Source organism: Pradoshia sp. (assembly GCF_051873915.1).
Classification (GTDB): Bacteria; Bacillota; Bacilli; order Bacillales; family Pradoshiaceae; genus Pradoshia.
This window is the reverse complement of sequence record NZ_JBJEFJ010000034.1, coordinates 15,108-28,345: the sequence shown is the minus strand read 5'-3', so window position 1 is coordinate 28,345 and position 13,238 is coordinate 15,108. Positions and strand designations below refer to the sequence as shown.

Annotated in this window: 12 protein-coding genes; all 12 read right to left on the bottom strand. The window is 43.9% G+C overall.

Going from position 1 to position 13,238, the window contains the following annotated elements:
- Positions 1-169 precede the first annotated feature (169 nt).
- A complete protein-coding gene (locus ACI35L_RS03580; protein ID WP_049671359.1) occupies positions 170-1,036 on the bottom strand; it encodes a 2-oxoacid:ferredoxin oxidoreductase subunit beta in 867 nt (288 codons plus the stop codon).
- Complete coding sequence (locus ACI35L_RS03575; protein WP_439802259.1) at positions 1,037-2,773, bottom strand: 2-oxoacid:acceptor oxidoreductase subunit alpha; 1,737 nt, start codon at positions 2,771-2,773, stop codon at positions 1,037-1,039. It lies immediately after the preceding gene.
- A gap of 169 nt (positions 2,774-2,942) precedes the next feature.
- On the bottom strand, positions 2,943-3,857 hold the full coding sequence (locus ACI35L_RS03570) for a dipeptidase (RefSeq protein WP_439802258.1): 915 nt from the start codon (positions 3,855-3,857) through the stop codon (positions 2,943-2,945).
- Positions 3,858-3,949: 92 nt separating this feature from the next.
- Positions 3,950-4,210 carry a stage V sporulation protein SpoVS gene (gene spoVS, locus ACI35L_RS03565; protein WP_029281188.1) on the bottom strand — a complete coding sequence of 87 codons (261 nt, stop codon included), beginning with the start codon at positions 4,208-4,210 and terminating at the stop codon, positions 3,950-3,952.
- A 135-nt stretch (positions 4,211-4,345) separates the two neighbouring features.
- The gene (locus tag ACI35L_RS03560; protein ID WP_049671362.1) at positions 4,346-5,143 is read right to left on the bottom strand and encodes a TIGR00282 family metallophosphoesterase; all 798 of its coding nucleotides are present in this window, start codon (positions 5,141-5,143) and stop codon (positions 4,346-4,348) included.
- Positions 5,144-5,253: 110 nt separating this feature from the next.
- Positions 5,254-6,813 carry a ribonuclease Y gene (gene rny / locus ACI35L_RS03555; RefSeq protein ID WP_049671363.1) on the bottom strand — a complete coding sequence of 520 codons (1,560 nt, stop codon included), beginning with the start codon at positions 6,811-6,813 and terminating at the stop codon, positions 5,254-5,256.
- A 376-nt stretch (positions 6,814-7,189) separates the two neighbouring features.
- Complete coding sequence (gene recA / locus ACI35L_RS03550) at positions 7,190-8,242, bottom strand: recombinase RecA (RefSeq protein ID WP_049671364.1); 1,053 nt, start codon at positions 8,240-8,242, stop codon at positions 7,190-7,192.
- A gap of 382 nt (positions 8,243-8,624) precedes the next feature.
- Complete coding sequence (locus ACI35L_RS03545; protein WP_439802257.1) at positions 8,625-9,863, bottom strand: competence/damage-inducible protein A; 1,239 nt, start codon at positions 9,861-9,863, stop codon at positions 8,625-8,627.
- Between the two features lie 43 nt (positions 9,864-9,906).
- Positions 9,907-10,479 (bottom strand): CDP-diacylglycerol--glycerol-3-phosphate 3-phosphatidyltransferase, encoded by a 573-nt coding sequence (gene pgsA / locus ACI35L_RS03540; RefSeq protein ID WP_049672948.1) that lies wholly within the window; start codon positions 10,477-10,479, stop codon positions 9,907-9,909.
- A 97-nt stretch (positions 10,480-10,576) separates the two neighbouring features.
- The gene (locus ACI35L_RS03535) at positions 10,577-11,473 is read right to left on the bottom strand and encodes a helix-turn-helix domain-containing protein (RefSeq protein ID WP_439802256.1); all 897 of its coding nucleotides are present in this window, start codon (positions 11,471-11,473) and stop codon (positions 10,577-10,579) included.
- Between the two features lie 27 nt (positions 11,474-11,500).
- The gene (locus tag ACI35L_RS03530; RefSeq protein WP_049671367.1) at positions 11,501-12,292 is read right to left on the bottom strand and encodes a DUF3388 domain-containing protein; all 792 of its coding nucleotides are present in this window, start codon (positions 12,290-12,292) and stop codon (positions 11,501-11,503) included.
- Positions 12,293-12,403: 111 nt separating this feature from the next.
- Entirely contained in the window at positions 12,404-13,132 is a 729-nt protein-coding gene (gene ymfI / locus ACI35L_RS03525) for an elongation factor P 5-aminopentanone reductase (RefSeq protein WP_439802255.1), read from the bottom strand.
- Between the last annotated feature and the right edge of the window lie 106 nt (positions 13,133-13,238).

The following is a 13,238-nucleotide window of genomic DNA, read 5'->3' as shown; positions in this document are numbered from 1 at the left end:
TGAAGCAATGGTACAAACAGCTAAAATTATCCCTCTCTTGGCAATCACTGTATAATACCTGCTTATGAAAGATTCACAGGAACAGGAAAAGCATAATAAAAGGCAGGAGCGCCCTGGATTATCGCGTTCCTGCCTAATATAAAATAGATAAAGAAAGATTAGGATTCCATTACATGAATTCCGCGGTTAGGCGATCAAAATCATCCTGTGTTAAGGTTAAATTTGCTTCGGATAATGGTTCTTCTGAATAGCCGGATACCAATTCCTGATAAGATGGCTGTTCAGTATTTTGATAGATTAAGCCCGTCACGAGCCCATCATGCTGCATTAATGTCTGCATGGCCATTTCCTTATTATGAGGGTCATAACCTTCAATTGTGCTTAACTTTGTTAAATTCTCCTTAAACCAATCATACGTATTGATTTTGTTATACGTGACACAAGGACTGAACACATTAATCAAGGAGAATCCCTTATGACGGATTCCGGCCTCTATCAGTGCAGTTAAGTCCTTCAAATCACTGGAGAAGCTTTGCGCAACAAAGGTTGCTCCAACTGACAGAGCCATTTCCATCGGTGAGATGGCTTGTTCAATGGAGCCTGACGGTGTTGATTTTGTCTTAAAGCCGGCAGCGGACCGCGGGGATGTTTGTCCCTTTGTTAATCCATAGATTTGGTTATCCATGACGATATAGGTAATATCAATATTTCGCCGTATAGCATGGACCGTGTGCCCCATTCCAATGGCGAAGCCGTCCCCATCCCCGCCTGAGGCAAGAACGGTCAATTCACGGTTTGCCATCTTGACCCCTTGTGCTATAGGGAGGGATCTGCCGTGAATGCTATGAAATCCATAGGACTGAATATAGCCTGAAATACGGCCTGAACAGCCAATCCCTGAAATAACGGCTAATTGATCCGGTTCAAGGCCAACATTAGCAGCAGCCCTCTGAATAGATGCCTGAACAGAGAAATCTCCACAGCCAGGGCACCAGTTTGGTTTGACATTATTGCGAAAATCCTTGAATGTAGCCAATTAAACCAGCTCCTTGCATGTAAAATATACTTCATTCGGCAAGAAAGGATTGCCATCATATTTCAATACCTTCGTCATTTTATGAGCATGGCCGACATTCATCTTCATCAGATTAGTCAATTGGCCTGTTGCGTTATTTTCGACGACAACGACTCTTTTCGCTTTCTCAATATGCGGCAGAATCTCCGAGCTTGGAAACGGGTGAATGAGCCTGACATGGACATGATTAACCTTCACGCCATCAGCCTCAAGGCGCTCCATCACTTCCTCAATCACTCCCCTTGTTGAGTTAAACCCAACGAAAAGAAGATCTGCCTCTTCATGCGGAGCATGGACATGAAGGGGGTTCTTGAAATGGACGGATTCAATCTTCCTCATACGCTTATCCATTTGAGCTACACGGTTAGAAGCTACCTCAGAAGGCTTTCCAGTCTCATCATGCTCTACACCTGTCACATGGTGAATCCCATTCTTCATACCTGGCAATGTTCGTGGAGATATGCCGTCTTCTGTCACTTCATATCGTTTGAAATAGGACTTATCTGTTATCTCCGGCAACTCCTCTTGCATCAATTTACCGCGTCTGACCTCAACCCGGCTGAAATCAAGCGGTTCAACAGTCTGCTTGCCTAAAGACAGCTGCAAATCGGATAAGACGATGACAGGACATTGGTATTCCTCTGCCAAATTAAAAGCCTCTACGGTATCATAGAAGGCCTCCTGAACGGTGCTTGGCGCTACGACAATCTTTGGAATCTCTCCATGGGTGCCATAGATCATGGCCATCAAATCGGATTGTTCCTGTTTCGTCGGCATTCCGGTAGAAGGGCCTCCCCTTTGCGTATCAACAATGACTAACGGTGTTTCGGTAATTCCGGACAGACCGATGGCCTCCATCATGAGTGAAAGTCCTGGACCCGCAGATGCGGTCAAGCTGCGGACTCCTGCATAGTTGGCGCCAATAGCCATCGTACAAGCGGCAATTTCATCCTCAGTCTGGATGACCGTGCCGCCGAACTTTGGCAAATGTTTAATTAAATATTCCATAATTTCGGATGCTGGCGTGATTGGGTAGGCCGCCATAAAGCGCGCTCCTCCTGCAAGAGCACCCATTGCTATCGCATCATTGCCAATCATGAACAAACGCTTCTGGCCATCTGCTTCCGCTAATTGCAGCACACCTGCCTTGTCGCCCATCTTCTCAATCATATGGTCATAGCCTGCCTTGACAGCATTTAAGTTCTTCTCGACAATCTGTGGTCCTTTACGGCCGAAAATCTCATCAATTACCTCAGTGAAGACGCCAATATTCAGGCCTAGCACGGCGCTGGACGCTCCGATAGCCACCATATTCTTCATCAAGGATGTCCCTAAATCCTGGGCGATTTCCGTAAAAGGAACCGCATATAACACGGCATTTGTATCCGCCGGTGCCACAGGACCAAATTTAGCATCCGCTAATATGATCCCATTGCTATGTAATTCCTTATAGTTAACATCTATTGTTTCTTGATCAAATGCAACCAGTACATCTAAATCATCTGCAATGGAACGTATTTCTTTCGTACTGACCCTGATCTTATTATTCGTATGACCGCCCTTGATTCGAGAAGAAAAATGGCGGTACCCGTATAAATAATAGCCTAGCCGATTTAAAGCAATCGAAAATATTTCTCCTGTACTTTCTATGCCCTCGCCCTGCTGCCCTCCAACTTTCCATGAAAGTTGATCGATCATTTGCCCTACACCCCTTCTATTCCATCAGAAATACGTACATGAAATCTCTTATGAATATACTTCCAAATCTATCAAAAGAAACCATCTAAACGTATTTAATATTAAGGGCAGACCATAAAAAGCGCAACCCTTTTCAGACAATTTGTCAAAAAATTATAAAAATATAACCTCAAAAGCGGTTCGTGAAATTCTTATACAAGAAACCTTGTACATCTTCCTCAGCGTAATGTCTCAGCAATTCATTGATCAAGTTTTCATAGGACTCTATTCTTTCCAAGCCAATAACCGTATTATCAACCCCATCAAAGTCAGATCCAAAACCAATATGCTTGACCCCTCCAAGTGAGCATATGTGCTCTACATGCTGAATCACATCAGAAATACGCGCGTTCGGTCTATTTGTAAGGAATTCTGGGACAAACGTAATTCCAATTGGACTCCCGTGGTGAATAAGCGCTTGAATTTGTTCATCCGTCAGGTTTCGAGGATGAGGTCTAATGGATTGACAATTAGAATGAGAGGCAATGATTTTGTTATGAAGTGTAAGGCAATCCCAAAAACCCGCTTCTGAAAGATGGGATACATCACACCAGCAGTTTCTTTCGCTTAGAAGGGAAACAGCTTGCTTCCCGAGTCTTGTCAGCCCTCCGTTTCGCTCTTCTAGTACTCCGTCAGCAAGAGCGTTAGCATGATTCCAAGTCAACCCGACAGAGCGGACTCCTAGTCTAAGGAGCGTTCGTAAACGCAATAGATCCTGCTCAATACAATCACAGCCCTCAAGAGCCAAAACAGCTCCTATCTCTCCGTTTTTCAAGGAGAAAAGATCCTCTTCTTGCTGAATAAACGTCAAGCCCGCTCCCTTTATGATTCGCTCAAAAAAAAGCTCAATCATCGTTAAAGCCGCTTCAAACCGCATAGAAGGATGAATCGCTTCTGGTACATAAATGGCAAAGACCTGCACTTTTATTCCAGCCTTCACCATCCCGGCCTTTGTTACCTGCAAGGAAGAAGCTTGAATAAAATCAATCTTTGGTTCCAGCAGCATTTTCATTAAAACATCACAATGAGCATCAAATATCTTCATCCCCCGACCCTCCTAAAAAGCAACAAAAAAGAGCATCCCCTTATGAAGTCGATATCCTAAACATCACTTCATGAGTCCGCTCTATCCATTGCTTACCTGGGCTCAATAATCAATTTTATCGCTGTTCGTTCCTCGCCATCGATCAAAATATCTGTGAATGCTGGAATACAAATCAAATCAACGCCGCTTGGCGCGACAAACCCCCTTGCAATCGCCACTGCTTTTACTGCCTGATTGAGGGCTCCAGCTCCTATTGCCTGGATTTCTGCTGCACCTCTTTCACGCAATACACCTGCCAGTGCTCCGGCAACAGAATTTGGATTCGATTTCGCTGATACTTTTAATATTTCCATTTCTGGTCCTCCTCATCTTATTCCAATACATGTCCCCTGGTGGAATTGCATTTTCTGTTAACTATATTCAAAGGGCGGATGAGTTATGCCATACAAAAAGGACCGGCCATAAATAGCCGGTCCTCCAATGCTTGATTAATAGAAGAATGGATGGTCCTCATTGATTAAGATTCTTTCTGTTTTAACTGCCTTGCCTGTTTTTGGGTCTAAATCAATAATGACCCCGCTCAAGATGGCACGGCCGTCTTTTGGCACTTCAAAACGCACTGGCATAGACGTGAGAAACTTTTTAATAACCGCTTCTCTTTCCATCCCTAAAATACCATCATACGGACCTGTCATCCCGACGTCTGACATGTAAGCTGTACCATTTGGCAGAATGCGATTATCCGCTGTCTGTACATGTGTATGGGTTCCTACAACCGCAGATACCCGGCCGTCTAAATACCAGCCCATTGCCTGCTTTTCACTTGTGGCTTCCGCATGGACGTCAACAAAAATAAATGGCGTGCGCTTTGCCGCCTCGTCCACTAGTTTATCAGCGGCCAAAAACGGATCATCCAATGCCGGCATAAACGTTCTCCCCTGAACACTGATGACGGCCAATTCATATTGATTCATCTTAATGAATTTAAGTCCTGACCCAGGTGTTCCTTCTGGGAAATTCGCTGGGCGAACTAAGTATTTCGCCTCACCGATAAATTCAAAGATATCTCGGTTATCCCAAGAATGATTGCCAAGTGTGATCATATTTGCACCATACTCGAGTAATTCCTTGTATATCTTCTCTGTGATTCCCCGACCTGCTGCTGCGTTCTCACCATTGATAATGACAAATTGCGGACGGTATTTATCCTTCAGTTTTCCAAGATATTCTTTTACCATATTTCTTCCCGGCGAACCGACAACATCGCCGATAAATAATAACCTCATTTGCTTGAATTCCTTTCTTAACCTCGGTTGCTTTAGCTCTAGCATCTCACAAAAGACTAAGCTTAGCCTAAGGGATTATTCAAAAAAATAAAGCGGTGAAAATCACCGCTTTATTTTGCATATTCAACTGCTCTTGTTTCACGAATAACGGTTACCTTGATATGTCCTGGGTAATCCAACTCATCCTCTATCCGTTTGCGGATATCCCGCGCCAGTCGATGCGCTTCTAAATCGTCAATGCTTTCAGGCTTGACCATAATTCGCACTTCACGTCCAGCTTGGATAGCAAATGATCGCTCAACACCCTCATAAGATTCTGAGATATCTTCGAGTTTCTCAAGACGGCGAATATAATTTTCCAGCGTCTCGCTTCTCGCACCAGGACGAGCTGCTGATAATGCATCAGCTGCCGCGACAAGAATCGCAATAATCGATTGTGGTTCTGTGTCTCCATGATGGGAAGCAATACTATTGATGACAACCGGATGCTCCTTATATTTCGTCGCCAGCTCGACTCCAATCTCAACGTGACTTCCTTCCACTTCATGGTCAATTGCTTTCCCAATATCATGAAGTAAGCCCGCACGTTTAGCTAGGGTAACATCCTGACCCAGCTCCGCGGCCATAAGACCGGAAAGATAGGCAACCTCCATGGAATGCTTAAGCACGTTTTGACCATAGCTCGTACGATAACGAAGGCGGCCCAAGATTTTAATTAAATCTGGATGCAAGCCATGAACACCCACTTCAAATGTGGTTTGCTCCCCAATCTCGCGGATATGCTCATCCACTTCTCTTCTGGCTTTATCCACCATTTCTTCAATACGTGCTGGATGGATGCGTCCGTCCTGAACAAGCTTTTCAAGGGCAAGCCTTGCTGTTTCCCGACGGATTGGATCGAAACCTGACAAAATAACAGCTTCAGGTGTATCATCGATGATTAAATCGATCCCTGTAAGCGTCTCGAGCGTACGAATATTTCGCCCTTCACGTCCGATAATCCGGCCCTTCATCTCATCATTAGGCAGATTGACGACTGAAACCGTCGTTTCTGCGACATGGTCAGCAGCACAACGCTGAATGGCAAGTGACAAGATTTCACGCGCTTTTTTGTCCGCCTCTTCCTTCGCTCGGTTTTCGCTTTCTTTAATCATGACCGCGATGTCATGTGAAAGATCCTTTTCTACCCGATCAAGGATGATGGATTTTGCTTCTTCTCTAGTCAGGCTCGAAATTCGTTCAAGTTCAGATTGCTGAGCTCGAATTATCTCATCCACTTTGCTTTCCATCTGTTCAATATGCTGTTGTCTTTGGTTTAGAGAATCTTCCTTTTTCTCAAGAACAGATTCACGTTTATCCTGTGAATCCGCTTTGCGGTCAAGATTCTCTTCTTTTTGCAGAATTCGGTTTTCCTGTCTCTGTAATTCAGCTCGTCTTTCACGAACCTCCTTTTCAGCATCAGTCCGAAGTTTATGAATTTCATCCTTTGCTTCCAAAAGGGATTCCTTCTTCAAGGCATCCGCTTCCCGTTTTGCGTCTTCAATAATTTTTTCAGCCGCATTTGTTGCACCGGAAATTTTGGATTCCGCTATGGATTTTCTTAACAAATAGCCAACAACTGCACCAACAATTAGGCCAAGCAAAATGGAGATGATAGTGATTGGATCCATCAATACACCTCCTCTTGCTATAATCTTTTTTAATCTCTTTTACTACATTTTCACTCTTGCTTGTACATCGCTTTTAAAATATACAGCATCATTAATATCACGCATGTCTTTTAAAAAGAAATTAATACATTTCTATTGTAAAGTTATGAAAATTTGTTGTCAAGAGCAAGTCAGAACGCGACTCAGGCTCATTTTCCGAAAATAAAGAAATTATATTCACTCAATCGTTTCTTTCCATGATATTTCCATCTTTTCAAATTTGTGAAAACAAAATTACGCTGATTCAATAAGACAGCTCTATTCTTGCACCCCTCTTAAATTACTGATGGTAAAAAAGAGGCGCCAAAAAATCGGCTGCCTCTTTCACAGTAATTCCTTATTCTGAAAGGTCGAAACCATCTAGTGCTTCATCATCTTCTCGAGATGCTTCAATAGCTGCATCAGTGTCTAAGCCATATTCTGCACGGATTTTTTGTGTAATCTCCGCACGGATATCTGGATTTTCCTTCAGGAATAGCTTGGCGTTCTCACGGCCTTGTCCAAGGCGTTCGTTATTATACGCATACCAAGAACCGCTCTTTTGAACGACATCCAGCTCTGAGCCAATATCAATGACTTCTCCTTCTCTTGAAATTCCTTCTCCATACATGATGTCAACTTCAGCCACACGGAATGGCGGCGCAACCTTGTTCTTGACAATCTTGATCTTCGTTCTGTTTCCGACGATATCATTGCCTTGTTTCAGCTGCTCAGCACGTCTTACTTCAAGTCGAATTGTAGAGTAGAATTTAAGCGCACGTCCGCCAGGAGTTGTTTCAGGGTTTCCGAACATAACTCCGACCTTCTCACGGATTTGGTTGATGAAGATGGCAATCGTATTAGATTTGTTGATTGCCCCTGATAATTTACGCAAAGCTTGAGACATTAAGCGCGCTTGCAAACCAACGTGAGCGTCACCCATCTCTCCTTCAATCTCTGCTTTTGGAACAAGAGCCGCAACGGAGTCAACAACGATAATATCAACTGCCCCGCTTCGTACTAAAGCTTCAGCAATCTCAAGCGCTTGTTCGCCTGTGTCTGGCTGTGAAAGCAATAATTCATCAATATTTACCCCAAGCTTTTGTGCATAAGCAGGGTCTAGTGCATGCTCAGCATCGATAAATGCTGCTTGTCCGCCTTGAGCCTGAACTTCAGCAATTGCATGCAAAGCAACTGTTGTCTTACCAGAACTCTCTGGTCCGTAGATTTCAATGATTCTTCCCCGCGGATATCCGCCGACACCAAGAGCCGCATCCAATGTTAAGGAACCACTTGGGATGGTCGATACCTTTCTGTCAGCTCTTTCTCCTAATTTCATGACTGAACCTTTACCAAATTGCTTCTCGATTTGTTTTAGCGCCATATCCAGCGCAGCTTGACGATCACTCACTATTTATTTCCTCCCCATATCTATATGAAAACAATTGCCTATAATCTTGTTAGAACATATCTATACTATACCTCATCCACGTCCATTTGCCAAGTAAAAACCGAACATTTATTCGCATAGTTTTCGTCCGGCAATATAGGCTGAAAAGGCGATATTCCCTATATATATTTGTCTTTTCCCAGCAAAAAATGAACTGAATGTTCATTTTACTTGATTAAGAAACAATAAGAAACATTGCAGCAGACAAAAAGAAAAGGAACTAAGAAGCATCTTCTAAGTCCCTTTTCACAATAGCTCTGTTATCTTACGGGTTGATTTTCGTTTCAGTCGGAGGCGATCCTAAGCTGCGCTCGGGGAGCCTTCATAATCAATCAATTCCTGCTTATTGTTTCAGCTCATGCACCAAGAAGTGACAGCCATATTTCACACTGCGTACCCGGTTTCCTTCACGCATTCCGCCAAGATTTAATTTCTTGGCGAAAGGCTTTCTGCCTGGCAGAGAGAGGCCTATATAGACAGTCCCAACCGGATTTCCTTCCAATTCATCCGGGCCTGCTACGCCAGTAAAACTGATGCCAACATCAGAGCCAAGCAGTTTTTTGATGTTTTCGGCCATCTCGATTGCACATGCCTCACTGACAACTCCATGCTCGTTAATGGTTGATTCTTTAATTTGAAGGAGTTTTTGCTTAGCTTCATTCGTATAGCAGACAATCCCGCCTTTCAAGATGAGACCCGCTCCAGGAATTCGTGTGAGCTCTTCCTGGAACATGCCTCCTGTCAGGCTTTCCGCTGCAGAGATTGTCCATTCACGTTCCTTCAATAAGGCGATGGCTTCTTTCATGAGCGTCGTATCATTATACCCATAGAAATATTGCCCTGTACGGCTGAGAATCTCCTCTTCCGCCTTTCTGATCAGCTCCTCAGCCCCCGCAGCTGTTTCATGCTTGGCCGTAATTCGAAGGGTAACCTCTCCATTCGCCGCCAAAGGGGCAATGGTCGGATTCGTTTGTGCATCAAGAAGATCCTCGATATCGGTTTCAAGCTGGGATTCCCCGATTCCGAAAAAGCGGAGAACTCTTGATTCGATCCGCTCCCTTCTTCCCATATCCTTCAAAAGAAATGGCTCTAAGTAATCTTTATACATCGGCTGCATTTCGCTTGGCGGCCCGGGAAGAAGCACATGAATAATATTCCCATGAGAAACGGCCATCCCAGGAGCCATACCGTGATTATTAGGCAGGATTTCAGAGCCCTCGATCACGAGAGCCTGCTTGCGGTTATTCTCCGTCATCGGGCGTCCGACCTTCGCGAAGTAATCTTCAATGTTCTCCATTGATTTATAATCTGTAATCAAGGTCTTCCCTATGTATTCAGCAACGGTTTCCTTCGTCAAATCATCCTTGGTCGGTCCGAGGCCTCCAGTGTATATAATCAGGTCAGCTCTCTGCTCCGCTGTCTCAATGGCTTGTCTCAATCGTTCTTGATTATCTCCTACCACTGTGTGGAAATAAACATTCACACCAATCTCTGCTAAGCCTTTGGAGATAAATTGCGCATTTGTATTGGCAATCTGGCCAAGCAGCAATTCTGAACCCACGCCTATAATCTCAGCATTCATTCCATACACCTTCCATTCAGCGAATTATATGGGAATGATACCCTTATTTTGAATTTGAAAACGCATGTTTATTCTTTGCAAAGTAGTCCCACCCAGACCAAATTGTAAAGAATAAAGCTACATAAAGGGCAAGGTCAGCAAACGGAAATGAAATCCATTCAAACGGCAGATTATGAAGCAGCAAAGCTGAGATGGCAATAATCTGTGTCCATGTTTTGATCTTGCCCAGCTGGTTGGCAGCAACGACTTCTCCTCCGCCGGCCAAAATAAGACGCAGGCCGGTTACAGCAAATTCACGACTGATAATTAAAATGACAATCCATGCAGGCGCTGCATGCAAATCAACTAGGATAATTAAAGCGGCAGATACGAGCAGCTTGTCCGCTAAAGGATCCAGAAACTTTCCAAGGTTGGTAACGAGGTTATGCTTTCTAGCGTAGTATCCATCAACCCAGTCTGTCGTTGAGGCAATAATGAAAATCAGGGCACCGACAAAATGAGCGATTGGAAGCTCTACTCCGTTGATTGTCCAAACTCCCCAATCAAGCATCATGATGATGATGAAAATAGGAATCATACAAATTCTTGATACAGTAATCTTATTTGGTAAATTCACTTGATGTTCCTCACTTTGCTTTTTATTTTCCTGGCATGCCTGCCTATTATGTATAAGGAAAGATGAGAAGGCCATCACCATTGATGACCTCCTGCGGTTATTCCTTCGTGTAATTAATGGTAATGTTTTGAACGATGGAATCTGATGCATAGTCAACTTTCTCATCATTGACATATACTTCTGTATCTGTTGAGCGTCCAATATTCAAGGTGATTTTGGTGTCGTCTGTTTGGTCAAATTCCTGAGGATTGTCGGCTGTAATCATATTATTAAACAGCGTCTTTCCGTTTGAATCCCTCACAGTAACCCACGTCTCGCCTGTAGATTTGACAGATACCTTAAACTCGTCAGCATTCGATAATTCATATGTGGAGGAATTACCGCTTGAGGAGGCTAGTTTTAGCTCACCGGCAGCTGCTTCATCCTCTTTATCTTTATCAGAGTCCGCCTCATCTTCTTTTGCTGGCTTCTCCTCTTCTGTTGTCTCCTCTGTTGCCTTCTCCTCTGTATCAGGAGCATTGTTTTTTCCTTGTTCAACCTGAACCTGCTGGTTGCTTTCATTCGGCGTTTCGCTTCCATCGTTATTACTGATTGCCTTGGCCACGAAATAATAGATCACCGCAGCAACAGCGATTAGGACAACGGCAATCAAGATCTTCGGCAGAAGGTCAACCCATTTAGAGTCCTGAACAGCGATTGATGTTGACTTTTTGGATTGAACACGAGAAAGATTTTGTGGAACTTCCTCCTGCTGGACTGCCTTTGGAATATCCGTCTGATGCTCTGCAAATAATTGCTCCGCATCCAAGCCGACCGCTTCTGCATATTGTTTGATGAAGGCACGGACATAGAACTTGCCCGGCATCATGTCATAGTTTCCCTCTTCAATTCCAACTAAATACCGCTTCTGTATTTTGGTGATTTGCTGTAAATCATCCAATGACAGCCCCTTGGCTTCACGAGCTTCTTTTAATATTTTTCCTAGTTCAGTCATTTAAACACCTTCTACTCACTATAGTTCTTAAAATTCAAACGAACCAAATTCTGATTCACCAAAAAGAGGCTGATTATTGACAGTCTCATAGGTGATGACCTCATTTGGGTCATTGCGGAGTTCAATAATATAATCAAAATCATTCATCGTATACTCAGAATTTTGTATAAATACATCTGGGTGTTCAATCACTTTGATTGCATCAAGCCTCATAATTTCCCGGACAAGCTGCCAATGCTTTTCATTAGCTCTTCTTGTCGATACGATTCCATCTAAAATAAATAAATTGTTTTCGTTGTACTCATCCTCAATCAATTGATTGCGCACGGTTTGTTTTAGCAGGGTCGAGGACACAAACAGCCAGCGCTTATTGGCACACACGCTTGCCGCTACAATCGATTCGGTCTTTCCAACACGCGGCATACCCCGGATGCCAATCATTTTATGTCCTTCCTGCTTAAAGAGCTCTGCCATGAAATCTACAAGCAGCCCTAAATCCTCCCGTTCAAAACGGAAGGTTTTGCGGTCATCCGCGTCACGTTGTATGTACCGGCCGTGTCTGACAGCTAAGCGGTCTCTCAGCTTTGGTTCTCTCAATTTCGTTACCTTTATCGTGTCCATTGTATTTAAAATTGATTCGAGCCTCTCGATTTGACGATGATCTTTCGCGAGAAGGAGCATGCCCCTCCGTCCTTCATCAACACCATTGATTGTTACGATATTAATGGAAAGCATCCCCAACAATGACGAAATGTCCCCTAGCAGACCGGGACGGTTAATTTGAATCTCGTACTCAAAATACCATTCTTTCTTCTCCATTTCGTCCCCTCCAAAGGAAAAATCATTTGACAAATTCCCTCAATATTTTCCTTAAGTCTAATCATATCTGATTTCCAGTGGACTGAAAAGTAAAAAAACCAATCTGACACTTTAGGCTGTGCTCCATCCCCCATTCACAGACAAAACCTGCCCTGTCATATAGGCAGCATCCTCTGATAGCAGGAAGGATACCGCACCTGCTACCTCCTCAGGACGGCCAAGTCTTCCCATTGGAATTTCTTCAGCCAATCCGCTCAATTCTTCCTCGTCAAAATGAGCGAGCATCGGTGTTGAAATCGCACCCGGTGATACGGCATTTACTCGAATCCCTGAGGGAGCTACTTCTTTTGCCAGTGCCTTCACGAACGTATTCTGCCCGCCTTTAACCATAGAGTATAGCACTTCACAGGAGGCACCTATTTCCCCCCAGATAGATGTAACAGCAATAATATTTCCAGACCGCTTTTGAATAAGCCTGCCAAGCAGCCCTTTCGTAAGTAAGAACGGGGCTGTCACATGGAGTGTTATCATCCTCCGGGCTTCTTCATCAGACATATCTGTCACTAGGCCAAAATAGCTGTCTCCGCTGTTCAGGATCACCGCATCAAGGTCTGAAACCCGTTTCACAATGGGCAGATGCCCATCTTGGCAGCTCAAGTCAGCCTGAATCAATTCTATCTTAACCGAATACTGCTCGAGCTCTTTTGCTAGTGCATGAATTCCGGCTTCGTTTTGGTGATAGTGTAAATATAGATTCCAGCCCTCTGATGCCATCCGGCGGGCAATAGCACGGCCGATTCCTCCGCTGGCACCCGTGATGAGCGCGAATTTTTCTGACATCTTACCATACCCCTTACTTCAATAAACACTAACAATCCTTTTCATTATAAAGGTTGGCGGCTAAAAGGAAAACCATCAATCTCAATTGGTAAATTGTTTCTGACTC